The organism is Klebsiella sp. 28, from assembly GCF_018223905.1.
In the GTDB taxonomy this organism is placed as follows: domain Bacteria; phylum Pseudomonadota; class Gammaproteobacteria; order Enterobacterales; family Enterobacteriaceae; genus Klebsiella; species Klebsiella pneumoniae.
In genome coordinates this window covers 1-23,656 of the sequence record NZ_JAGRQY010000127.1, presented here as the reverse complement: position 1 = coordinate 23,656, position 23,656 = coordinate 1, and the positions used below count along the sequence as shown (strand labels likewise).

17 protein-coding genes and 1 pseudogene are annotated in these 23,656 nt (G+C 61.0%); 9 read left to right on the top strand and 9 right to left on the bottom strand.

All coding sequences use genetic code 11. The features are described from left to right. The 9 genes and pseudogenes from KHQ28_RS20850 to KHQ28_RS20810 form a co-directional block, all read left to right on the top strand. Positions 1-751: FGGY-family carbohydrate kinase (locus KHQ28_RS20850; protein WP_240324784.1), on the top strand; the 751-nt coding region annotated here is incomplete at its 5' end. A gap of 70 nt (positions 752-821) precedes the next feature. Next, positions 822-1,885: pseudogene (locus tag KHQ28_RS20845) on the top strand (MFS transporter). Positions 1,886-1,934: 49 nt separating this feature from the next. Next, positions 1,935-2,597, top strand: a complete 663-nt coding sequence (locus KHQ28_RS20840; protein WP_032418654.1) for an HAD family phosphatase — start codon at positions 1,935-1,937, stop codon at positions 2,595-2,597. 297 nt (positions 2,598-2,894) lie between these two features. Beyond that, positions 2,895-4,049 carry a mandelate racemase family protein gene (locus KHQ28_RS20835; protein WP_002912648.1) on the top strand — a complete coding sequence of 385 codons (1,155 nt, stop codon included), beginning with the start codon at positions 2,895-2,897 and terminating at the stop codon, positions 4,047-4,049. Positions 4,050-4,168: 119 nt separating this feature from the next. After that, positions 4,169-5,791 (top strand): ABC transporter substrate-binding protein, encoded by a 1,623-nt coding sequence (locus KHQ28_RS20830; protein ID WP_004899473.1) that lies wholly within the window; start codon positions 4,169-4,171, stop codon positions 5,789-5,791. Beyond that, positions 5,788-6,825 (top strand): ABC transporter permease, encoded by a 1,038-nt coding sequence (locus KHQ28_RS20825; RefSeq protein WP_004151133.1) that lies wholly within the window; start codon positions 5,788-5,790, stop codon positions 6,823-6,825. The genes KHQ28_RS20830 and KHQ28_RS20825 overlap by 4 nt, the downstream gene beginning before the upstream one ends. Beyond that, positions 6,822-7,727, top strand: a complete 906-nt coding sequence (locus KHQ28_RS20820) for an ABC transporter permease (RefSeq protein ID WP_002912641.1) — start codon at positions 6,822-6,824, stop codon at positions 7,725-7,727. Before KHQ28_RS20825 ends, KHQ28_RS20820 begins: the two co-directional genes overlap by 4 nt. Beyond that, entirely contained in the window at positions 7,699-8,562 is an 864-nt protein-coding gene (locus tag KHQ28_RS20815) for an ABC transporter ATP-binding protein (protein WP_004180551.1), read from the top strand. The genes KHQ28_RS20820 and KHQ28_RS20815 overlap by 29 nt, the downstream gene beginning before the upstream one ends. Positions 8,563-8,572: 10 nt before the next feature. Continuing rightward, the gene (locus tag KHQ28_RS20810) at positions 8,573-9,346 is read left to right on the top strand and encodes an ABC transporter ATP-binding protein (protein WP_004180550.1); all 774 of its coding nucleotides are present in this window, start codon (positions 8,573-8,575) and stop codon (positions 9,344-9,346) included. A 240-nt stretch (positions 9,347-9,586) separates the two neighbouring features. On the opposite strand, the gene yegS is transcribed toward KHQ28_RS20810, so the two are convergent. The 9 genes from yegS to KHQ28_RS20765 all read right to left on the bottom strand — a co-directional run. Continuing rightward, positions 9,587-10,483, bottom strand: coding sequence for a lipid kinase YegS (gene yegS, locus KHQ28_RS20805; RefSeq protein ID WP_004151134.1), 897 nt, complete (start codon positions 10,481-10,483; stop codon positions 9,587-9,589). Between the two features lie 242 nt (positions 10,484-10,725). After that, entirely contained in the window at positions 10,726-12,087 is a 1,362-nt protein-coding gene (gene yegQ / locus KHQ28_RS20800; protein ID WP_004144192.1) for a tRNA 5-hydroxyuridine modification protein YegQ, read from the bottom strand. 318 nt (positions 12,088-12,405) lie between these two features. Then, on the bottom strand, positions 12,406-13,128 hold the full coding sequence (gene baeR, locus KHQ28_RS20795; protein ID WP_032418655.1) for a two-component system response regulator BaeR: 723 nt from the start codon (positions 13,126-13,128) through the stop codon (positions 12,406-12,408). Continuing rightward, the gene (gene baeS, locus KHQ28_RS20790) at positions 13,125-14,603 is read right to left on the bottom strand and encodes a two-component system sensor histidine kinase BaeS (RefSeq protein ID WP_004149058.1); all 1,479 of its coding nucleotides are present in this window, start codon (positions 14,601-14,603) and stop codon (positions 13,125-13,127) included. The genes baeR and baeS overlap by 4 nt, the downstream gene beginning before the upstream one ends. Beyond that, positions 14,600-16,015, bottom strand: a complete 1,416-nt coding sequence (locus KHQ28_RS20785) for an MFS transporter (protein ID WP_004149057.1) — start codon at positions 16,013-16,015, stop codon at positions 14,600-14,602. The genes baeS and KHQ28_RS20785 overlap by 4 nt, the downstream gene beginning before the upstream one ends. Position 16,016: 1 nt before the next feature. Beyond that, the gene (gene mdtC / locus KHQ28_RS20780; protein WP_009485875.1) at positions 16,017-19,094 is read right to left on the bottom strand and encodes a multidrug efflux RND transporter permease subunit MdtC; all 3,078 of its coding nucleotides are present in this window, start codon (positions 19,092-19,094) and stop codon (positions 16,017-16,019) included. After that, positions 19,095-22,217 (bottom strand): MdtB/MuxB family multidrug efflux RND transporter permease subunit, encoded by a 3,123-nt coding sequence (locus KHQ28_RS20775; protein ID WP_009307440.1) that lies wholly within the window; start codon positions 22,215-22,217, stop codon positions 19,095-19,097. It abuts the gene before it with no gap. Next, the gene (locus KHQ28_RS20770) at positions 22,217-23,455 is read right to left on the bottom strand and encodes an MdtA/MuxA family multidrug efflux RND transporter periplasmic adaptor subunit (protein ID WP_032418656.1); all 1,239 of its coding nucleotides are present in this window, start codon (positions 23,453-23,455) and stop codon (positions 22,217-22,219) included. Before KHQ28_RS20770 ends, KHQ28_RS20775 begins: the two co-directional genes overlap by 1 nt. After that, positions 23,455-23,656: hypothetical protein (locus KHQ28_RS20765; protein WP_211777670.1), on the bottom strand; the 202-nt coding region annotated here is incomplete at its 5' end. The genes KHQ28_RS20765 and KHQ28_RS20770, both read right to left, overlap by 1 nt.

Below are 23,656 nucleotides of genomic sequence, written 5' to 3'. Positions count from 1 at the left end.
GGTCAGCGCCATTGGCGTCGGCGCGGTCTCGCCGGGGGATGCGTTTATTTCGCTCGGCACCTCCGGGGTGCTGTTTGTGGTGACCGATGCCTATCGTCCGGCGCCGCAGTCGGCGGTACATGCGTTTTGTCACGTGCTGCCGAACCTGTGGCACCAGATGAGCGTCATGCTGAGCGCCGCCAGCTGTTTGCAGTGGTTCTGCCGTCTGACCGGCACCACGGAGGTGGCGCTGCTGGCGGAGATTGCCGAGCTAAGCGAGGAGGATAAAGCCAACGCGCCGTTCTTCCTGCCCTATCTCTCCGGGGAACGAACCCCGCATAACGATCCTGACGCGCGCGGCATCTTCTGGGGCATGACCCACGCCAGCCTGCGCGCGCAGCTCGGCTACGCGGTGCTGGAGGGGGTGAGCTTTGGGATCAACGACGGCCTGCAGGCATTGAAAGAGAGCGGGACGCCGATCGCGCAGTGCTCGCTGGTGGGCGGGGGCGCCCGCAGCCCGTTCTGGGCCCAGCTGCTGGCCGATATTCTCGCTATGCCGGTGGTGACCCACAAAGGCGGAGAGACCGGCGGCGCACTGGGCGCGGCGCGGCTGGCCTGCCTGGCGGCGGGCAAACCCATTGCCGCGGTGTGTGAAAAACCGGAAGTCTGGCAGACCTGGCGTGCGGATCCCATTCGCCACCACACCCTGATGCAACGCTACGCGCAGTTTAAAGCCCTGTATTTAAACGATCTGCACTATCGACAGCACTGATTTTCATCATAACCGCCGCTTCGTTGCACGTCGCGGAGCGGCCACCCTGTACCCTGAAAACGAGGTCATTATGTCTATCAATAATAAACAGTGGCTCGGTTTACCCCTGAACCTGCTCTGGGGATACATCGCCATTGCCGTATTTATGACCGGCGACGGTTTTGAATTAGCCTTTCTGTCGCACTATATCAAAGCGCTCGGCTTCTCTCCGGCGGAGGCCTCCTTTGCCTTTACCCTCTACGGCCTGGCCGCTGCGCTGTCGGCGTGGATTTCCGGGGTGGTGGCGGAAATTATCACCCCGCTGAAAACGATGATGATTGGCNNTTCGGCAGCTATATTCCGAGCTTTACCATTCCGCACATTGGCGAAATGGGTACCCTGTGGCTGGCGCTGGCCTTCTGCCTTACCGGGGGGGTGATTGCTCTGGCTTCCCTGCGCCATATTCAAACGCCGCAGCATATGCAGAATCTCACCACCCGTGAGAAGTTTGCCGAGCTGGGACGCGCCGCGACGCTGCTCTATACCAACCGCAATATTCTGCTGTCGAGCATGGTCAGGATCATCAATACCCTCTCGCTGTTCGGGTTTGCGGTGATTATGCCGATGATGTTCGTTGATGAGCTGGGCTTTACCACTTCAGAATGGCTTCAGGTGTGGGCGGTCTTCTTCTTCACCACCATTTTCTCTAACGTGCTGTGGGGCATTTTGGGTGAAAAACTGGGCTGGATGAAGGTGGTGCGCTGGTTCGGCTGCATCGGGATGGCGCTCTCCAGCCTGGCGTTTTACTACATCCCTCAGCACTTTGGCCACAGCTTTGCGATGGCGCTGATCCCGGCCATCGCCCTGGGGATCTTTGTCGCCGCCTTCGTGCCGCTGGCCGCCGTGTTCCCGGCGCTGGAGCCGAAGCATAAAGGCGCGGCCATTTCGGTCTATAACCTGTCGGCGGGGATGTCTAACTTTCTCGCTCCGGCGATTGCCGTGGTGCTGCTGCCGTTCTTCAGCACCATTGGGGTAGTCATCGCCTATACCGCATTGTACGTGGTGGCCTTTTTCCTCTGTGCGTTTATCCGCGTGGAGCAGCCGGGATTTTCCCACAAGGAAGCGACTGCCCGTGAGCAGGTTGAATTCTCTTAAGGTGATGCGGCGGGCATGGGCTCCATGCCAGCCTTAATGAGGTGAACGAATGAGTATGCAGGCGGTTATTTTTGACATGGATGGCGTGATTATTGATTCCGAGGCGCTGTGGCGCCAGGCGCAGATTGACGCCCTTGCGCAATGGGGAGCAACGGCGAGCGTGGCTGAGTGTGAAACCCTGACCAAGGGCAAGCGTCTCGACGAAATCGCCGACACCTGGTGCCGCTATTTTCAGCTTAACTTTGCCCCATCGCTGCTGGAAGAGGCCATATTGCAGCGCATCACCGGCCTGATTGCCGCCGATGGCGAGCCGATGCGTGGGGTGCAGGAGGCGTTAGGCTATTTTCGCGCTGCCGGCTATAAAATTGCGCTCGCCACGTCATCATCCCGCCAGGTTATCGCCGCCGTGCTGAACAAGCTTTCGCTCTGGCACTTTTTTGACGCGATCTCCAGCGCGGATGATGAACCACGCGGCAAACCGCACCCGGCGGTGTACCTCACGACGCTGCGGAAGCTCAATCTCAACGCCAGCCAGTGTCTGGTGATTGAGGATAGCTTTACCGGCTTTTGCGCGGCCCAGTCGGCGGGGATTGCCACGATAGTGATTGCAGAAGATAGCCAGCACGCGCGTTTCCAGGCCGCCGCTGGCCGCTATCAAACCTTACCTGAACTGCTGGAAGCGCTTAGCGCGGAGCCAGCGGCAGCGGTTTAAGTCAGCCATTTGTGGGCGCAGACATTCCCGGGATGTAGCTGGTCGGTTAATCTCTTCTCTGCGCTCACGCCCTTTTTTCTCCTGGTCGATCTGCCTCACATTTCGCTCATCTTTTGTGAAAACAGTCACGTCTTGTTGTGCCAATGCCCAAATTTATGGCCTTGCTTAGCGGTGTTTGTCCGAGGCACTACTACGAAGTTGTGCTTAGATTATATATTGAAACGTATTTTCAATAATGTGAAACCGCTTTGCCGATCTGCTTATGTCGATCGGATTTGGCCGTGATAAGGACCGAGCATGAAAATTGAATCTGTGAATGTCACCGTTTTCCAATATCCCACTCGTCGGGTTTCCGACAGCGCCGGGCACTCCCATCCGGGGGTTGAAAGCATGGCCAAAATGGCGATGCTGACCATCACCGCTGATGATGGGGCGCAGGGCTTTTCGTTTGCGCCTCCGGAAGTCGTGCGCCCGTTCGTGGTGAATACTTTTTTTCGCAAAGTGCTGGTGGGACAGGACCCGTTTAACCGTGAGCGTATCTGGCAGGATCTTAACCACTGGCAGCGCGGCAGCGCACATCAGCTAACGGAGCGCGCGCTGTCGTTTGTTGAACAGGCGCTGTGGGACCTGATCGGCCGCAGCCTTAAGATGCCGGTTTATAAGCTGCTCGGCGGCTATCGCGACACTGTCCCGGCTTACGGTAGCACCATGTGCGGCGACGATCTGCCGGGCGGCCTGTCGACCCCGGAAGAGTATGCCGCTTTTGCTGAGAAGCTGGTCGCCCGCGGCTACAAGGCCATCAAACTGCACACCTGGATGCCGCCAATCTCTTTTGCGCCCAATCCCAAAATGGACATTAAAGCCTGCGCGGCGGTGCGCGAAGCCGTAGGGCCGGATATTGACCTGATGATTGATGGCTATCACTGGTACAGCCGCGCCGAGGCGCTGTGGATCGGCAAAGAGCTGGAAAAACTCAATTTCGCCTGGTTTGAAGAGCCGATGGAGGAGGATTCGATGTCCTCCTATGCGTGGCTGGCGGAAAACCTGTCGATTCCCATCGTCGGGCCGGAGAGCTTCGGCGGCAAGCACCACATGCGCGCCGAATGGGTGAAAGCCGGGGCCTGCGACATTCTGCGCGCCGGCGCTAACGGCGTGGGGGGGATTACACCGACCATGAAGGTGGCGGCGCTGGCGGAATCTTTCGGCATGGATTGCGAAGTCCACGGCAACGGAGCGGCAAGCCTGGCGGTGGTGGGCGCGATCCGCAACTGCCGCTGGTACGAGCGCGGCCTGCTGCATCCGTTCCTCGACTACGATGAACCGGCGGCCTATCTCAACAGCATTGTCGACCCGATGGATGACCAGGGATTTGTGCATTTGTCACAACGTCCGGGTCTCGGTGAAGACATTAATTTTGCGTATATCGAAGCCAATACCGTTAGCCACGACTGATTTAAAAAAATAAATACCCGATGGCGCTGCGCTTATCGAGCCTGCGGCCCGGTAGACCGGATAAGCCGAAAATGCCGCCATCCGGCAACATGTACCCTACAGTACAGGCAAACAGAGATATGAAAAAAACCTCCTTACTGGGAGCGTGTATTCTCGCGCTCGCCATGTCGATGGGGAGCGGGGAGGCGGTGGCGAAAACGCCGCCCGACCAGCTGATCATCGGCATGAATATGAATAACCTACTCACCCTTGACCCGGCGGCGATGACCGGTAACGAAGTGGTGGGGATCGTGGTCAACCTCTACGACTCGCTGGTGGAGCTTGACCCTGAGCAGCTCACCACCGTCAGGCCCGCGCTGGCGAAATCCTGGGATATCAGCCCCGACGGCAAAACCCTGACCTTTCATCTGCGCGATGACGTTAAGTTTCACTCCGGCAACCCGCTGACCGCCGCCGACGTCGTGTGGTCAATGCGGCGCATCCTGCACCTCAACCTGGCCCAGGCCTCAGTATGGAAATCCTATGGCTTCAGTAAGAAAAATATCGACAGCCAGGTCAGCGCGCCGGACCGCTTCACGGTGCAAATCGTATTACCCAAAGATAACGATCCGCAGCTGGTGATTTACTCGCTGGCGGCGCTGGGCAACCTCGGAGTGCTGGACAGTAAAACGGTGCAAAGCCACCAGCAGGATAACGACTGGGGTAACCGCTGGCTAACCACCCATGAAGCCGGTTCCGGGCCGTTTATCCTCGAAACCTGGCAGGCGAAAGATGTGCTGCGCATGAAGCGCAACCCTGACTACTGGCGCGGCGAGGCGAAAATGAGCCGCGTGGTACTGCGTCATTTCCAGGAGTCGCAAACTCTGCGCCTGATGATCGAAAAAGGCGACCTTGATATTGCCAACAATATGGCGGTTTCCGATATCAACGCCCTGCGCAGCGATCCGCAGCTGACCGTCGATGCGGTGCAGCGCGGCACCATGTACTACGTGGCGATGAGCATGAAAGAGGCGCACTTCGCCAATCCGAAAGTGCGCGAGGCGGTGCGCTTTCTGATTGATTACCAGGGTATCAATAAAGCGCTGATGCCGGGCTATGGCGTGCTGCACCAGCGGCCTATCAAAGCGGGAATGCCGTCCACGCTACCCGATCCCGGCTACAGGCTGGATGTGGCGCGGGCGAAAAAGCTGCTGGCGGAAGCGGGATATCCCAACGGCTTTGATACCACGCTGCGGGTACTCTCCGATCAGCCATTTCTTAACATCGCTATCGCCGTGCAGTCGACGCTGATGCAGGCGGGGATTAACGCCAAAATAATCACCGGCACTGGTAACCAGATCTACGGCGCGATGCGCGAGCGTAAATTTGACCTGCTGGTAGGTCGCGGCGGCAGCGGGATGGAGCCGCATCCGCACTCCAGCCTGCGCGCGCTGGTCTATAACCCGGATAACAGCGATAAGGCGCGCCTGACCAACTTCCAGGGCTGGCGTACCGGTTTTTACGACCCGCAACTGAATACGATGATTGACCAGGCCCTGCTGGAACGCGATCCGCAAAAACAGGTGGCTGACTACCAGGCCATCCAGACACGCTACGACCAGCTGGTTCCGGCTTTAATTCCGCTTTCGCAGATGGTTGATTCGGTCGTCGTGCGCAACGAGGTACGGGAGTATCAGCCGCACCCCTCCGCCACCACTTTTCTGCGTGACGTCTATAAAGTCCGCGAAGGAGAGAAAGGATGAGTACCGCAATCCTTGCGCCCGGCTCACGCGGCCGGCGCTTATCAAAACGGCTACTGCAGGTGGTGATTACACTGTTCGGCCTGCTGCTGCTGACCTTTACCATTGGCCGCGTCATGCCCATCGACCCGGTGCTGGCGATTGTCGGCCCGGATGCTGACCAGAGTACCTATCAGCAGGTTTACCAGCAGCTGGGGTTTGATAAATCGCTGACCACCCAGTTTGGCATCTATTTCGTCAACCTGTTGCACGGCGATCTGGGCAACGCGCTGCTGACCGGGAAACCGGTGGTGGACGATATTATCCGCGTCTTCCCGGCCACCATGGAGCTGGCAACGATGGCGATTATTGTCGGCGCGGGTCTTGGTATTCCGCTGGGCGTGTTGGCGGCGGCGCGGCGCAATAGCGTCTCCGATTATGTGGTACGCATTATCAGCCTGGCGGGCTACTCGACGCCGATCTTTTGGGTCGGGATGATGGGGCTGCTGGTGTTCTATGCCTGGCTTGGCTGGGTAGGCGGCGCCGGGAGGGTAGATCTCGGGCTGGATGGTGTGGTGCCGCGCCGCACCGGGCTGATCACCGTTGATGCGCTGCTGGCCGGCAACGGCCAGGTGTTCTGGAACGCCATTAATCATCTGATTCTTCCCGCCTCGCTGCTGGGTTTTCACTCGCTGGCTTATATCAGCCGTATGACCCGCAGCTTTATGCTGGCCCAGCTGTCGCAGGAGTTCATTATTACCGCCCGGGTGAAAGGGCTGACCGAGCGCCAGGTTATCTGGAACCATGCGTTTCGTAACATCCTCGTGCAACTGCTGACGGTGGTGGCGCTGGCCTACGGCGCGCTGCTGGAAGGCGCGGTGCTGATTGAAACCGTCTTCTCATGGCCGGGGTTTGGCTCCTACCTTACCGGAAGCTTGCTGCTGGGCGATATGAATGCGGTGATGGGCTGCGTGCTGCTGGTGGGGGTGATCTTCGTGATGCTCAACCTGCTCTCCGACATGCTGTATCAATTCTTTGACCCGAGGACAAAATCATGACCGTTTCTCTGGATTCGCCGCTTTCGGGTGGTGCGGGCGAAGGCCGTCAGCGGCTGCAACGCGCGGCGGCGCGGGCCGTCGGGTTTATCGGCAAAATGGCGCGCAATCCGCTCACGGCCATCGGCGGAGGAATTATCTTTCTGCTGCTGGTGGTGGCGATTTTCGCGCCGCTGATTGCGCCTTATAACCCGCTGGTACAGGACCTGAATAGTGCGCTGGTCGCGCCGAATGCGCAGCACTGGTTCGGCACCGATGAGTTTGGCCGGGATATCTTTAGTCGCCTGGTGTACGGCTCCCGCATCACGCTCTATATCGTGCTGCTGGTCTCAGTGACCGTCGGACCGCTCGGACTGCTGCTGGGCGTCAGTGCCGGCTATTTCGGCGGTAAAGTCGATATGGTGCTGATGCGCGTCACCGATATTTTCATCTCCTTCCCGAGTCTGGTCCTGGCGCTGGCGTTTGTCGCCGCTTTAGGACCGGGGCTGGAGCACGTGGTTATCGCCATCACGCTGACCGCCTGGCCGCCGATTGCCCGTCTGGCGCGCGCCGAAACGCTCTCTCTGCGCCAGGCTGATTTTATCTCCGCCGTGCGTCTGCAGGGCGCTTCATCGGCCCGCGTCCTCTGGCGCCATATCGTGCCGCTGTGTCTGCCCTCGGTCATTATCCGTATCACCATGAATATGGCCGGGATCATTCTGACCGCGGCCGGCCTAGGCTTTCTCGGCCTCGGCGCGCAGCCGCCAGAGCCGGAGTGGGGAGCGATGATCTCCAGCGGGCGCACTTATATGATGGAGTGCTGGTGGGTCGTAACCATTCCGGGGCTGGCGATTTTGATCAATAGCTTAGCGTTCAACTTCTTAGGAGATGGCCTACGTGACATCCTCGATCCCCGTAGTGAATAATGCACCGCTGCTCGACGTGCGCGATTTGTGCGTCGACTTTGTTAACGGTAGCGCGGTGACCCACGCCGTGCGCGGCGTCTCCTTCCAGCTGGGGCATGAGAAGCTGGCTATTGTCGGCGAGTCCGGTTCGGGTAAGTCCACCGTTGGGCGCGCGCTGCTGCAGCTGCATCCGAAAAAGGCCCGCGTCAGCGCCAGCCGGATGCAGTTTGCCGACCTCGATCTGCAGCATCTTAGCGAAGCGCAGATGCGCGGCGTACGCGGCAAACGTATCTCGATGATTATGCAGGATCCGAAATATTCGCTGAATCCGGTGGTCTGCGTGGGTAAGCAAATCGCCGAGGCTTGGCTTACTCATCATCCCGGGCGCAAAGATGAGGCGAAAGCCAGGGCGCTGGAGATGCTGGAGGTGGTGCGTATTCGCCAGCCGGAGCGCGTTTATCAGCTTTATCCGCATGAAATATCCGGCGGACAGGGACAGCGCATCATGATCGCCATGATGCTGATTACCGACCCGGAGCTGATCATTGCCGATGAGCCCACCTCCGCGCTGGACGTGTCGGTGCGCCTGCAGGTGCTGGGCCTGCTGGATGACCTGGTTCAGTCGCGCGGGCTGGGGCTGATTTTTATCAGCCACGATATCAACCTCGTGCGCAGCTTCTGCGACCGGGTGCTGGTGATGTACGCCGGACGGGTAGTGGAGTCCATCGCCGCTAAAGATCTCGATAACGCCCGTCACCCCTACACTCAGGGATTGATTAACTCGCTGCCGGATATGCAGCATCGTCGCCCGATACTGCCGGTGCTGCAGCGTCAGGCCAGCTGGTTAACGGATTAAGGAGCGGATAATGATTGAAGTTCAACATCTCAACCTCGCGTTTGGCGAGGGGGAGAAGCGTAACCAGGTGCTGTATGACGTCAGTTTCCACGTTAAGCCCGGCGAGATCTACGGTCTGGTAGGAGAGTCCGGTTCCGGTAAAACGACGGTGCTCAAGTGCCTGGCGGGGCTGTTTACCCACTGGCAGGGGGAACTGACCATCGATGCTCAGCCCTTAGGGCATGAAATTAGCCGCGAGCGCTGCCGTCAGGTGCAGATGGTATTTCAGGACCCCTACGGATCGCTGCATCCCCGTCACACCATTGGCGATATCCTCGAAGAGCCGCTGCAGATCCATCGTATCAACGACCGCGACCGGCGGATCAATGTGCTGCTGGATAAAGTTGGCCTCAACCGCGCCTTTCGCGAGCGCTATCCGCATCAGCTCTCCGGCGGGCAGCGGCAGCGCGTGGCGATAGCCAGAGCGCTGATTCTTGAGCCTCAGGTGCTGCTGCTGGATGAGCCGACGTCGGCGCTGGATGTGTCGGTGCAGGCTGAAATCCTTAACCTGCTGGCAGAATTGCAGCGGGAGGCTAAGCTCACTTACCTGATGGTCACCCACGATCTTGGGGTTATTGCCCACTTATGCCAGAAAGTGGCGGTGATGCAGTACGGGAAGATCCTCGAAACCCTGACGGTCGATGCGCTGGTCAGCGGCCAGGCGCAGACGGCCTATACGCAGATGCTGGTTAACGCCAGTCGGCAATATACGCGCGAAATGGCGCGCGAGGTGGCGGAATACTAAGCTTTATGGCGCATTGTCTCACGGCAGATGCGCCCATTTTAATAGGTAACTATTTGATGTTATTGGTTTTTTGTGGTTGTGGGTATCGTCTATTAATGTAAGCGCGTTGTTTGGATCGATATCCTGCCCAGGTTTTTCCTGCAGCCGCAGGTGCCGTTTTACCTTAACATTCAGAGGCTCAATCAACGAACCCGGCTGCTGTATACCAGCCGGGCACCGTCTTTGCTTTGCGAAGCCTGATCAGCGTAGCAGCGGGCAGTCGGGCGGCAGCCGGCAGCGCAGGGCCGCCGGTAACAGCTCCATACGGAAGGTTTTTCCGCTGAGCGGCTCGCCGTCGAGGTTAAAGGTCATCTCATGGGGCGCGGTTATTTCAAACCACGAGGAGACACCGTCAACAATATTCGGCGAGTTTTCCGGATTCGCCAGGGTGCTGAACAGGGCAGGGATCAGCTCTTCGCCGGTGAAAATGCGCAGATGCAGCAGACCATCGTTAATCAACGCCTCCGGGCATAGCTGCTGGCCGCCACCGGCCTGGCGGCCGTTGCCGATGCCAATGACCAGCGCATCGCCCTGCCAGTGAAAGTTCTCTCCGCGGATCTCGCAGCGGTCCGGCTTCAGGGTATCCATACGCATCAGGCCATGGATTAAATAAGAGACACCGCCGAGCGCGGCTTTGAGTTTTTCCGGCGTTTCGGTGGTGATCCGGGTGCCGAACCCGCCGGTCGCCATATTAATAAAGCCGGTTTTATCATTCACCCGGGCGATATCTATCGGCACATCGCGGCCGACGATCGCCAGCTTGAGGGCGCTGGCCAGATCCTGCGGGATACCGACGCTGGTGGCAAAGTCGTTAGCCGTGCCCAGCGGTAAAATCCCTAGCGCCATCTTGCCGCCGCGCTCCACCAGCGCGGTCGCCACTTCATTAATGGTGCCATCGCCACCGCCGGCGATCACCGTTTCAACGTTCAGCTGCAGGGCTTCATCGATAAACCGAGCGGCATCGCCCTTTTCCCAGGTCACGCGGACGTGAATATCAATCCCTTCATCGCGTAACAGGTTAACCGCTTCGCGTAGCTGCGGTTCATTGGCACCTTTGCCGTTAAGGATCAGTAAGCTGGCAGGAAACGTAGACATCATCAAGGGAACCTTTATTGCTCAATGTTGCATAAAGTGTACCGCATGACGAAAGCGAAGACCGGAGGAGAGGCAAAAAAATAAGCCCGCGTAAGGGAGATTACGCAGGCTAAGGAGGTGGTTCCTGGTACAACTAGCATTTATGGGTTATGTTTTTCAGCGAAATGGATGATACCTGTTTCGATCGAAACGGTATGTGATCCGATTCTAATATCCTTACATCGTGAAAAAATAACGCAAATTAACTAGTTACCGTGCGGATTTCTGGTTGTTTGACCAGTAAAGTTGCGCATCAGCAGGGCATACTGCAGGGGCAGGTCGTCCGGCACAGGCAACCAGACGGTATAGCCATCGCCCGGGGCCACCGGCATGGTTTCGCCTTTGCCATTCTCCATATGCTCAAGGGTGAAGTTGACGTTACCCTGCGGGGTCATCAGCTCAAGGCTGTCGCCGACGCTGAACTTATTTTTGACCGCCACGGCCGCCAGCGGGCCGTTACGCTCTCCGGTGAATTCGCCGACAAACTGCTGGCGCTCGGAGACGGAGTAGCCGTACTCGTAGTTCTGATAATCGTCATGGGTATGGCGGCGCAGGAAGCCTTCGGTGTACCCGCGGTGGGCCAGCCCCTCCAGGGTCTCCAGCAGGCTGGTATCGAACGGTTTGCCGGCGGCGGCATCGTCGATCGCCTTGCGGTAAACCTGAGCGGTGCGCGCGCAGTAGTAGAAGGATTTGGTGCGGCCTTCGATCTTCAGCGAGTGAACGCCCATCTGGGTCAGACGCTCAACGTGGGCGATAGCCCGCAGATCTTTCGAGTTCATGATGTAGGTGCCGTGTTCGTCCTCAAAGGCGGTCATGTATTCGCCCGGACGTTTGGCTTCCTCAATCATAAAGACTTTATCGGTCGGCGCGCCGATGCCGAGGGTTGGCTCCACGGTCTGCACCGGGATCGGCTCATATTTGTGGACGATGTTGCCGACGTCGTCCTCTTTGCCTTCCGCCACGTTGTATTCCCAGCGGCAGGCGTTGGTGCAGGTCCCCTGGTTCGGGTCGCGCTTGTTGATATACCCGGAGAGCAGGCAGCGGCCGGAGTAGGCCATGCACAGCGCGCCGTGGACGAAGATCTCAATCTCCATCTCCGGCACCTGGCGGCGAATCTCTTCGATTTCATCCAGCGACAGTTCACGCGACAGGATCACGCGGGTCAGCCCCATCTGCTGCCAGAATTTGACCGTCGCCCAGTTGACGGCGTTGGCCTGCACTGAAAGATGGATCGGCATCTCCGGGAAGTGTTCCCGCACCAGCATGATTAAACCCGGATCGGACATGATCAGCGCGTCCGGACCCATCTCCACCACCGGCTTCAGATCGCGAATAAACGTTTTCAGCTTGGCGTTATGCGGGGCGATGTTGACCACCACATAGAATTTTTTACCCAGCGCGTGGGCTTCATTGATGCCGAGCTGCAGATTTTCGTGATTGAATTCGTTGTTACGCACGCGCAGCGAGTAGCGCGGCTGGCCGGCATAAACGGCATCGGCGCCATAGGCGAAAGCGTAACGCATATTCTTCAGCGTTCCCGCCGGGGAGAGGAGTTCTGGTTTAAACATGGTGTTCTCGTTCTGATGACAGGTCAGATTCGCCGCACCTGGTGCGGCGAGTTGGGGAGTGTCCCCACATTAAGGGCGGGCATTGTAGCGCCGCGGCGAAGGGGAGTAAATATCAGATAGGTATCTTTCAGTATGGCTAATTTGTTTGCCATTTTGAACCTGGGCAGTACTCACACTGACAGCGTTAATAACGCCTGGTGGGATAGGCTCCAGGGAGTTCCCCGGGTTGCGGCGTAAACGCCTTACCCGGGCTACGGATTGCAGAAGGCGGTGAACGTGTAGCCCGGCGAAGCGCAGCGCGAGCCGGGAAAAGGCTAACTACGCCAGCCGGCAGGCGTCCGCTTCCCAGCGGTAGCCAACGCCATACACCGCGCGGATAAACGACTGCTCGGCGTCCAGCGCCTCCAGCTTGCGCCGCAGGTTCTTGATGTGGCTGTCGATGGTGCGATCGGTGACTACCCGATAATCGTCATACAGATGGTTGAGTAGCTGTTCGCGGGAGAACACTTTGCCCGGCTCCTGGGAGAGGGTTTTCAGCAGCCGGAACTCGGCGGGAGTGAGGTCCAGCAGCTTGTCGCGCCAGGAGGCCTGAAAACGACCTTCGTCGACAATCAGCGGGCTCTGGGCGTCCAGCGCCTGCAGATCGCGCTGCGGCTTGCAGCGGCGGAGGATGGTTTTTACCCGGGCGACCACTTCCCGGGGGCTGTAGGGCTTGCAGATATAGTCGTCGGCGCCTATTTCCAGCCCCAGCAGACGGTCGATCTCTTCGATCTTCGCCGTCACCATCACCACCGGAACGTCAGAGAAGCGGCGAATTTCCCGGCACAGCGTCAGACCGTCGGTACCGGGCAGCATCAGATCCAGCAGGATCAGGTGCGGCGGCGACTGGCGGACGTAGGGCAGGACCTTGTCGCCGTGGTTAATCAACGCAGGCGCATAGCCGGCGGCCTGCAGATAATCAATCAGCAGTTGGCCGAGCTTCGGTTCATCTTCCACGATAAGGATGCGTGGGGTGTTTTCATCTACAGGCAATTCAGTCATACGTCTCTCGGTAAATCATGTTCCAGAGGTAACTCAACTTTAATGCTAACCCCGCCAAAAGGCGAATGGTCGGCACGCAGGGTGCCGCCGTGGGCCGCTACGATATTGAGGCAAATCGCCAGTCCGAGGCCGGAGCCGCCGCTGGCGCGGTTGCGCGATCCTTCCGCCCGGTAAAAGCGTTCGCACAGGCGGGCCAGCTGCTCATCGCTGACGCCGGGGGCGCTGTCGGCGAAGTCAATCACCAGCATGCGACCGCTGCGGCGGGCGGTAATGTGCAGGCTGCCGCCGCTGTCGGTATAGCGCAGGCTGTTCTCCAGCAGATTGTTGAAGAGCTGCATCAGGCGGTCGCGGTCGCCGAAGATCATCGCCTGCTCCGGGAGCGACACCTGAATGCTTAGCTGCCGGCTGGCGAAGCGCTCGCGAAAAGCGCCCGCCGCCACTTCCAGCAGGGTGATGATATCCAGTGAGGTTTTCTGGTAGGCCAGCGCCCCCTCGTCGGACATCGACAGCTGATGGAGGTCGTCCACCAGCTTGGTGAGGGTAGCCACCTCGGCCTGCAGAGAAGGAATCGACTCGGGGGTAAAGCGCCGGACCCCGTCCTGAATCGCCTCCAGCTCGCCGCGCAGCACCGCCAGCGGGGTACGCAGCTCATGGGAGATATCGGCCATCAGATCGCGACGCATCTGCTGGTTGCGCTCCAGGGTGCTGGCGAGCTGGTTAAAATCCTGCGCCAGGCGGCCGAGCTCATCGCCGCCGGTCACCGTCACGCGGGTGGAAAAGTCGCCCGCCGCCAGCTTATGGGTGCCTTCCACCAGCCGCTTCACCGGCGCCAGCAGACCGCGGGCCAACGGGAAAGTGGCCAGCGCGGCAAGCAGGGTGGCAAGGGCGACGATCAGCCAGCTGGTGCGCTTTTGCTGCCGGTCGAAGTTAATGTCGGTATTGCGCGTCAGCCGCTCTACCGGCGAGGCGATCACTTTGCCCACCTCCGCGCCGTTGACCACGATGCTGCGCTGGGTGCCGTCCTCCGGGACGCGCTCACGCGGCCCCACCAGCACGCGCCCCGACTGATCCACCACCCAGAACATGGTGCGCCAGCCGTGGGGCGGCATTTCCGGCCTCGGGCGCGGGCCGTCAGGGGGGCCATCCGGCGGCGGCCCGTCCGGGGCGGCGTCCGGCTTCATGGCGTGCCCCGGCGGCGAGCGGTCGTCGTTATCCCGTTCGAAGGTGCGCAGCAGCTGGAAGATAAAGCGGTCATTATTGCGCAGAAACGCCCAGCTGCCATGCTGGGCATACTGCTCGCTCAGCGCGTCGCTGAGCATGGTTAAGCGTTGCTCATTGCCGCGCTTGATATAGTCGATAAACCCGCGTTCAAAACTAATGCGCACCGCCCAGTGCATGCTGATCAGCAGCACGATGCAGGTGGCGAATATAGCGAGGAACAGCTTGCCGGTAATACCCGGGCGCCAAAATTTCACGATCCACTCCTGTTGCGTCGACGGAGGACGGTATTGCTGCCGACGTCATCCGGTACCCGGGAAAAGATGAGCGCCGGGAGGGCGATGATCGCCGCCATGCTCAGATAGGTGTAGAGAAAGACCTGATGGGTGCTGGCGGCGTCGAGACTCATATGCTGCTGGCCATACAGCCCCAGCAGCAGCCCGGCGATGGTCACGCCGATACTCATCGACAGCTGCATCACCATCGACAGCAGGCTGTTGCCGCTGCTGGCCAGATCGTCCGGGAGATCTTTCAGCGTCAGGGTATTCATCGAGGAGAAGCGGCTGGCGTTGATCATCCCCTGCAGAAACAGGACCAGCGGCAGCACGTAATACCAGCCGGCCAGGGCGCTAAACATAAACAGCAGGCTGACCGCCGCCAGGCCCAGGGTGCTGGCGACCAGCACCCGACGGTAGCCAAAGCGGTTGACCACCTGGACCACGATCCGCTTCATGCCCATGCTGCCGAGCACCATCGGGATCATCATCAGCCCGGCGTGAAAGGGGGAGAAGCCGAGGCCGATCTGCAGAAACACCGGGGTCATAAACGGCAGCATGCCGCTGCCGATGCGTCCCGCGAAGCTGCCGCCGAGGCCGAGAGAGAAGGTGCGGTTGCGAAACAGGTTAAGGCTAAACAACGCCCGGGCGTTACCGCGGGCGTGCCACAGGTAGAGCAGCAGGGCGCAGAGGCCGACGGCCACCAGCCCCGCCAGCCAGGCAGGGGAAATGCCGAGCCCTTTCTGGCCGTCGAGCGCCAGGGTCAGGGTCGCCATTCCGGCGGCCAGCAGCAGAAAGCCGGAGAGATCGAAGCGCCGGGTCTGCATGGTGTAGTTGGGCATCAGACAGAGGGTGGCAATCGCGCCGACGATCCCCACCGGGATATTGATGAGGAAGATCCAGTGCCAGGAGGCGTATTCCACCAGCACCCCGCCCAGCGCCGGGCCGAGCAGCGGACCGACCTGGCCCGGCAGGGTGACGAAGGTCATCGCCGCCATATACTGATCGCGCGGGACGATCTTCATCACCGTCAGACGGCCGACCGGCACCATCATCGCGCCGCCGACCCCCTGCAGCACCCGCGCCATCACCAGCTGGTCGAGGGTGCTGGCCTGGGCGCAAAACAGCGATCCGGCGGTAAACAGCACGATGGCGGTGAAGAAGATATTGCGCACCCCGACCCGGTCGGCCAGCCAGCCGCTGGCCGGCAGCATCACCGCCACCGTTAACACATAGGAGACGATAATCATATGCATATGCAGCGGACTCTCCCCGAGGCTTTTGGCCATCGAGGGGAGGGCGGTGTTAACGATGGTGGTATCCAGCGACTGCATAAAGAAGCCGAACGCCACTATCCATAGCTGCCAGCGCACGCTGGCCGGGAGGTCTGTCATGTTATTCGCTTACCGGTTGAGAGGAGTGACGCGAAAAACGCAGCCGCAGACGGTCAAAGAAAAGATAGACCACCGGCGTGGTGTAGAGCGTTAACAGCTGGCTCATCACCAGACCGCCGACGATGGTGATCCCCAGCGGCTGGCGCAGTTCAGAGCCATCGCCCCCGGAGAGCACCAGCGGCAGGGCGCCGAACAGCGCGGCGAGGGTGGTCATCATAATCGGCCGGAAACGCAGCAGGCAGGCCTGGAAAATCGCCTCTTCCGGCGTCAGGTTGCCGTTACGCTGCGCCTCCAGGGCAAAATCAACCATCATGATGGCGTTTTTCTTAACGATGCCAATTAATAACATAATCCCAATCAGGGCGATTAGGCTGAACGGGGCATCGAAGATCTCCAGCGCCAGCAGAGCGCCCACCCCGGCGGAGGGCAGCGTCGATAGGATGGTCAACGGATGCACATAGCTCTCATATAGCACCCCCAGCACGATATAGACCGTGGCGATAGCCGCGAGGATCAGGATCACCTGCGCGTTCATGGTCTGCTGGAACACCTGAGCGGTACCGGCAAAGGAGCCGCGCACGCTCGACGGCACCCCGAGCTGGGTCATCGCGCGGTCAATGGCCTCGCTGGCTTCCGACAGCGAGCGGCCGGTGGGCAGGTTAAAGGAGATAGTGGATGCCGCCGACAGCCCCTGGTGGTTCACCGACAGCGGGGCATTGGCCGGCTGCCATTTGGCGAAGTAGGCCAGCGGAATCGGCTTGCCGTCGCTGTTAATGACGAACATCTTATCCAGGGCGCTGACGTCCTGGGTGTAGGCCGGATCCACCTCCATCACCACCTTATACTGGTTGAGCGGCTGGTAGATGGTAGAGATCTGCCGCTGGCCAAAGGCGTTGTTCAGCAGGTTGTTGGCGTCCTGGACGCTGATGCCGAGGCGCGACATGGTATCCCGGTCATAGACCAGGTCCATTTCGGCGCCATTGTCCTGTTGATCCGAGTTGACGTCCGCCAGCTCCGGCAGCGCCGCCAGCGCTTTGCGGATCTTCGGCTCCCACTCGCGCAGCGCCGACAGGTCGTCGGACAGCAGGGTGTACTGATAGCTGGCGTTCGACTGCCGGCCGCCGACGCGGATATCCTGCACCGCCATCAGAAACAGGTTGGCCCCGGGCTCGTTGGCCAGCTTTTTGCGCAGCCGGTCGATCACCTGCTGCGCCGTCTCGTGGCGCTGGTCGCGCGGCTTGAGGGTGATAAACATCATCCCGCTGTTGACCCGCGAGCCGCCGGTAAAGCCGGTGACGTTATCCACCGCCGGATCTTCGCGAATGATCTTCATAAAGTCCTGCAGCTTGCCGCGCATCGCCTGGAAGGAGATGCTCTGGTCGGCCTGAATGCCGCCCATCAGCACCCCGGTGTCCTGTTCCGGGAAGAAGGTTTTCGGGATCGAAATGTAGAGCCAGACGCTGAGGGCGATGGTGCCCAGCACCACCAGGCCGGTCAGGCGGGTATGCTTCAGCACCCATTTTAACGATTTACCATAGCCGCCCTGCACGGCCACCAGCAGGCGGCCAAAGCCGCGGTTGCGCGTCGGCTGGTGGGGCTTGCCGCTTTTCAGCAGCCAGCCGCACATCATCGGCGTCAGGGTGAGGGAGACCGCCAGCGAGATGCCGATCGCCACCGACAGGGTGACGGCGAACTCGCGCAGCAGGCGGCCGGGCAGGCCGCCCATCAGCAGCAGCGGCAGGAACACCGCCACCAGCGACAGGCTCATCGACAGCACGGTAAAGCCGACCTCGCGGCTCCCCTGCAGCGCCGCCTGCAGCGGTTTCATCCCCGCCTCCAGATGGCGGGAGATATTCTCCAGCACAACGATAGCGTCATCCACCACGAAGCCGGTGGCGATGGTCAGGGCCATCAGCGACAGGTTATTGAGGCTGAAGCCGCACAAATACATCGCGGCGAAGGTGCCGATTAAGGAAACCGGGACGGCGACGGCCGGGATCAGCGTGGCGCGTCCCGAGCGCAGGAACAGGAACACCACGAGGATCACCAGCGCCACCGAAATCACCAGCGTCTGCTCCACCTCCTCCAGCGAGGCGCGGATGGTCGGCGAGCGGTCCTGGGCGATCTGCAGGTCGATAGCCGCCGGAATGGTCTGCTGCAGCTCCGGCAGGCGGGCGCGGATGCTGTCCACCGTCTGGATAATATTGGCTTCCGGCAGTTTGCGGATCATCAGCAGGATCGCCGGTTTGGCGTTGGTCATCCCGGCGTTGCGTACGTCCTGCACCGAATCCGAGACGGTGGCGACATCTCCCAGCCGCACCGCGGCGCCATTCTGGTAGTGGACGATCAGCGGCTGATAGTCGGCGGCGGTCTTCAGCTCATCGTTGGTCTGCACCTGCCAGCGGTGCGCGCTGTCCTCCAGCGCCCCCTGCGGTTTGCGCACGTTGGCGTCGCTGATGGCGGTGCGCACCGCGTCCAGCGACACGCCCTGGTTGAACAGCGCCTGCGGGTTGAGGTCGACGCGCACCGCCGGCAGGGAGCTGCCGCCGACGTCGACATCGCCCACGCCGTCGATCTGCGCGATGGTCTGCGCCAGCTGGGTGGAGGCGAAATCATACAGCTCACCCTGGGAGTAGGTGTCCGAGGTCAGCGTCAGGATCATGATCGGCGCATCCGACGGATTGGCTTTGCGATAGGTCGGCCGGCTGGGCATTCCGCTCGGCAGCAGGCTTTGCGCGGCGTTGATCGCCGCCTGAACGTCGCGCGCCGCGCCGTTGATATCGCGGTCGAAGTTAAACTCGAGAATGATGCGGGTGCTGCCGAGCGAGCTGGAGGAGGTCATCTCATTGACCCCCGCAATCCGCCCCAGGGAGCGCTCCAGCGGGGTGGCCACCGACGAGGCCATGGTCTCCGGCGAGGCTCCCGGCAGCGAGGCGCTAACCATGATCACCGGGAAGTCCACCTGCGGCAGCGGGGCCACCGGCAGCAGCCGGAAGCCGAGAATGCCGCACAGGGTGATGGCCAGCGAGATGAGGATCGTCGCCACCGGGCGGTAAATGAAGAGGGCGAAAAACTTCACTTACGCCTCCTCTTCCTGACGCGGGAAGCGGCGCTTCAGGTGCAGCGACAGGCGGTCGAACAGCAGATAGATCACCGGGGTGGTGAACAGGGTCAGCACCTGGCTGAGCATCAGACCGCCGACCATGCCGATCCCCAGCGGACGCCGCAGCTCCGCGCCGACGCCCGTGCTCAGCATCAGCGGCAGGGCGCCGAGCAGGGCGGCGAGGGTCGTCATCAGGATCGGCCGAAAACGCAGCAGACAGGCCTGGTAGATCGCTTCCCGCGGCGGCATGCCCTGTTCGCGTTCGGCGGCCAGCGCGAAGTCGATCATCATGATGGCGTTCTTCTTCACGATGCCGATCAGCAGAATGATGCCGATGATGGCGATCACGTCCAGCTCGCTGCCCGCCAGCCACAGCGCCAGCAGCGCCCCGACCCCGGCGGTGGGCAGGGTGGAGAGGATCGTGATCGGATGGATAAAGCTTTCATACAGCACCCCCAGCACGATATACATCGCCACCACCGCGGCGACCACCAGCCAGACGGTGCTGCCGAGCGCCGACTGGAAGGCCAGCGAGCTGCCCTGGAACTGGGTGCGGATATCGGTCGGGAAATCCAGCGACTGTTCGGCGGCGAGGATCGCCTCCACCGCTTCGCCCAGCGAGTAGTTGTCCGGGACGTTAAACGAGATGGTGGTCACCGGGAACTGATCGAGGTGGTTCACCGACAGCGGGGTAAAGCGCTGCTCCACCGTGGCGATGGCGGTCAACGGCACGATGCCGCCGTCGCTGCTGGTGAGACGGATATTCTCCAGCGCCGCCAGGCCCGGCGTCGCCTCGGTATCCTGCTCGAGCACCACGCGATACTGATTCGCCTGAGTGTAAATAGTGGAGATCAGCCGCTGGCCGAAGGCGTTGTACAGCGCGTTATCGACATCGGCCATTGAGATGCCGAGGCGGCTGGCGCTGTCGCGATCCACCTTGATATAGGCGGCCAGGCCTTTGTCCTGCCAGTCGCTGCTGACGTCGGCCAGCTGCGGCTGGGCCTGCAGGCGGCTGAGCAGCGGCGGCACCCAGGTGCTCAGCGCCTCGAGGGAGTTTGCCTGCAGGGTGAACTGATACTGGGTGCGGCTCACCGTGGTGTCGATGGTCAGGTCCTGGGTCGGCTGCAGGTAGAGCGCCACGCCGGGGACGCCGTCCACCGCCTGCTGCAGACGGCTAATCACCATCTGGACGCGGTCGTCGCGTTCGTCCAGCGGCTTGAGGTTGATCTGCAGGCGGGCGCTGTTCAGCGCCGGGTTGGTGCCGTCGACGCCGACGAAGGAGGTCAGACTCTCAACTGCCGGATCCTTAAGGATAATGCTGGCCACCTGCCGCTGGCGCTCGGCCATGCTGGCGAAGGAGACCGACTGCGGCGCCTGGAGGGTGCCCTGGATAATGCCGTTATCCTGGATCGGGAAAAAGCCTTTCGGGATAAAGACCCACAGGATAATCGACAGCGCCAGGGTGCTCAGGGCGACGCCGAGCGTCAGCCACGGATGGTTCAGCACCCGGCTCAGCCAGCGGCCATAGACGGCGATCACCCGTTCGAAGAAACGCTCGCTGGCCCGCGAGAATCGGTTCTGCTTACGCAGCGATTCGTGGCTTAACATGCGGGCGCACATCATCGGCGTCAGGGTCAGGGAGACCACCGCCGAGATAAGAATAGCGACGGCAAGGGTGACGGCGAATTCGCGGAACAGGCGGCCGACGATATCGCCCATAAACAGCAGCGGGATCAACACCGCGATCAGCGAGAAGGTGAGGGAGATGATGGTGAAGCCGATCTCCCCCGCGCCCTTCAGCGCGGCGGCCAGCGGCTTCTCGCCTTTTTCGATATAGCGCGAGATGTTCTCGATCACCACGATGGCGTCATCCACCACGAAGCCGGTGGCGATGGTCAGGGCCATCAGCGTCAGGTTGTTGATCGAGAAGTCGAGGAACACCATCACCGCGAAAGTGCCCACCAGCGATAGCGGCACCGCGACGCCGGGAATAATGGTCGCCGGCACGTTGCGCAGGAACAGATAGATGATCATCACCACCAGGGCGATGGCCAGCATCAGCTCAAACTGGGTGTCGCGCACCGAGGCGCGGATGTTGGTGGTCCGGTCGGAGAGGACCTGCACCTTCACCGATTTCGGCAGGCTCTCGGTGAGCTGCGGCAGCATCTGGCGAATGCTGTCGGCGGTGTCGATGATGTTGGCCCCCGGCTGGCGCTGGACGTTCATCACGATGGCCCGCTGCTGGTTGGCCCACGCCCCGAGCCAGCTGTTTTCGGCGCCTTGCTCGACGCTGGCGACATCGCCGAGCCGGATCGGCGCCCCGTTCTGATAGGCGATAATCAGCCGGCGATAATCCTCCGCCGACTGCATCTGATCGTTTGCGGAAAGCGTCACCGCGCGGGCCGGGCCGTCGAGGCTGCCTTTCGCGGAGTTAACGTTGGCGCTGGTGATAGCGGTGCGCACGGTTTCGCTGGTCAGGCCGAGGGCGGCGATGGCCTGGGCGTTAAGCTTCACCCGCACCGCCGGGCGCTGGCCGCCGGCGAGGGTCACCAGACCGACGCCGGAAACCTGGGAGATCTTCTGCGCCACCCGGGTCTCCACCATGTCCTCAACCTGGGTCATCGGGATGGCGGAGGAGGTGACGGCGAGAGTCATGATCGGCGGATCCGCCGGGTTCACCTTGCTGTAGACCGGCGGGTTGGGCAGATCGCTCGGCAGCAGGTTGGTGGCGGCGTTAATGGCCGCCTGCACTTCCTGCTCGGCGACGTCCAGCGGCAGGGTCAGCTGGAACTGCAGCGTGACTACCGAGGCGCCGCCGGAGCTTTGCGACGACATCTGCTTGAGGCCTGACATTTGGCCGAACTGGCGCTCCAGCGGGGCGGTGATGGCGGAGGTCACCACGTCCGGGCTGGCGCCCGGATAGAGGGTGACTACCTGAATGGTCGGGTAATCGACCTCCGGCAGGGCGGAGACCGGCAGAAAGCGGTAGCCGATGATCCCGGCCAGCAGGATCGCCACCATCAGCAGAGTGGTGGCCACCGGACGCATAATAAACAGCCGGGACGGGCCGCCGGTGCGGCCTGGGGGTAACACCTGCATCAGGAACGCGCTCCGTGTTTACCGCTCTGGCGCGGGGCGGGCTGCGCCTGCTCGCCGCTGCTGGCGGTGACAACTTCCACCTTCGCCCCCTCGGTCAGGCGGTCAATCCCGTCGGTGACCACGCGATCTCCGGCGGAAAGCCCGGCGCTGATGACTACTTTCTGGCTGTCCTGGATGCCGGGCGTCACGCTGTGTTTGCTGACCTTATTCTCATCGTTCAGCACCCATACGAAATGCCCTTCGTTGCCCATCTGCAGCGCGGCGGCAGGGATCACCACCGCGTTCTGCTGGGTGTCCACCAGCAGGCGGGCGTTAACGAACTGATTGGGGAACAGCGCGTCGTCCAGATTGCTAAAGCGCGCCTTCAGCTTGATGGTCCCGGTGGTCGCATCGATCTGGTTGTCGAGGCTCAGCAGCTCGCCGACGCTGATTTTCTGCTTATTGGTGCGATCCCAGGCTTCGACGCTAAGCGCTTTGCCCGCTTTCTGCGCCTGCACCACCGTGGCGATGCTGCTTTCCGGCAGGGTAAAGACCACGTCGATCGGGTGCGTCTGGGTAAGGACCACGATCCCGGTGGTGTCCCCGCTGGAGATCTGGTTGCCAATATCCACCTGCTTTAAGCCGACGCGGCCGTCAATCGGCGCGGTGATGCGGGTCCAGTCGAGCTGCAGCTGGGCGCTGGCGACGGCGGCTTCATCGGCTTTTACGGTGCCAGCGGATTCCACCACCAGCGACTGCTGGGTGTCGAGCTCCTGGCGGGAGACGAGGTTGGTTTTCACCAGCTGCTGGTAACGGGCGAGATCGCGGCGGGCGTTCGCCAGGGTGGCGTTATCTTTCGCCAGCTGACCCTGCGCCTGGGCGAGGGCGACTTTAAACTGGCTGGGGTCGATCTGCGCCAGCAGGTCGCCGGCTTTGACCTGCTGTCCCTCCTGGAAGTGAAGGCTCAGTAGCTGGCCGTCGACCCGGCTGCGCACGGTCACGGTATTGGCCGCCGTCACGGTACCCAGCCCGGTGAGATAGCGTGGCACCGCTTGTTCGGTCGCGGTCGCCGCCTGCACTGGCGCCAGCGCGCCGCCGAAACGGCCATGACGCGCGCCGCCCGGCCCCTGCGGGCCTTGTCCCGCTGCGGGAGCGCTGCTGCCGCTCGTGCCACGATCGTGCCAGAACCAGTAGGCGGCTCCGGCGATAATCACTACCGCCAGCGCGGCGCCCCAACGACGTATGTTACTGCCTTTCATTAGTTTACGGTCTCATCCTGAAGCGTTTCGCTGAATGATACTAGTTTAGTGAGGGAAGGGGCCGTAAAAATGGAGGAATTATGAAAAGAAGGTTGAGAAATGTCTGGATAACCGCCGCGACGCCGGGCGGTCTCGTTGGAGATTTCCGGGGTGATATCAACTTTTAGTTTAAAAAAGTAAAAAATAGTTGTATCCGGGAGG

Coding starts and splice junctions, on each gene's coding strand:
- KHQ28_RS20830 (WP_004899473.1), top strand. CDS start 4,169: ATGAAAAAAACCTCCTTACTGGGAGCGTGTATTCTCGCGCTCGCCATG.
- yegQ (WP_004144192.1), bottom strand. CDS start 12,087: ATGTTTAAACCAGAACTCCTCTCCCCGGCGGGAACGCTGAAGAATATG.
- KHQ28_RS20825 (WP_004151133.1), top strand. CDS start 5,788: ATGAGTACCGCAATCCTTGCGCCCGGCTCACGCGGCCGGCGCTTATCA.
- KHQ28_RS20820 (WP_002912641.1), top strand. CDS start 6,822: ATGACCGTTTCTCTGGATTCGCCGCTTTCGGGTGGTGCGGGCGAAGGC.
- KHQ28_RS20775 (WP_009307440.1), bottom strand. CDS start 22,217: ATGCAGGTGTTACCCCCAGGCCGCACCGGCGGCCCGTCCCGGCTGTTT.
- KHQ28_RS20810 (WP_004180550.1), top strand. CDS start 8,573: ATGATTGAAGTTCAACATCTCAACCTCGCGTTTGGCGAGGGGGAGAAG.
- KHQ28_RS20785 (WP_004149057.1), bottom strand. CDS start 16,015: ATGACAGACCTCCCGGCCAGCGTGCGCTGGCAGCTATGGATAGTGGCG.
- KHQ28_RS20770 (WP_032418656.1), bottom strand. CDS start 23,455: ATGAAAGGCAGTAACATACGTCGTTGGGGCGCCGCGCTGGCGGTAGTG.
- KHQ28_RS20840 (WP_032418654.1), top strand. CDS start 1,935: ATGAGTATGCAGGCGGTTATTTTTGACATGGATGGCGTGATTATTGAT.
- yegS (WP_004151134.1), bottom strand. CDS start 10,483: ATGATGTCTACGTTTCCTGCCAGCTTACTGATCCTTAACGGCAAAGGT.
- KHQ28_RS20835 (WP_002912648.1), top strand. CDS start 2,895: ATGAAAATTGAATCTGTGAATGTCACCGTTTTCCAATATCCCACTCGT.
- baeR (WP_032418655.1), bottom strand. CDS start 13,128: ATGACTGAATTGCCTGTAGATGAAAACACCCCACGCATCCTTATCGTG.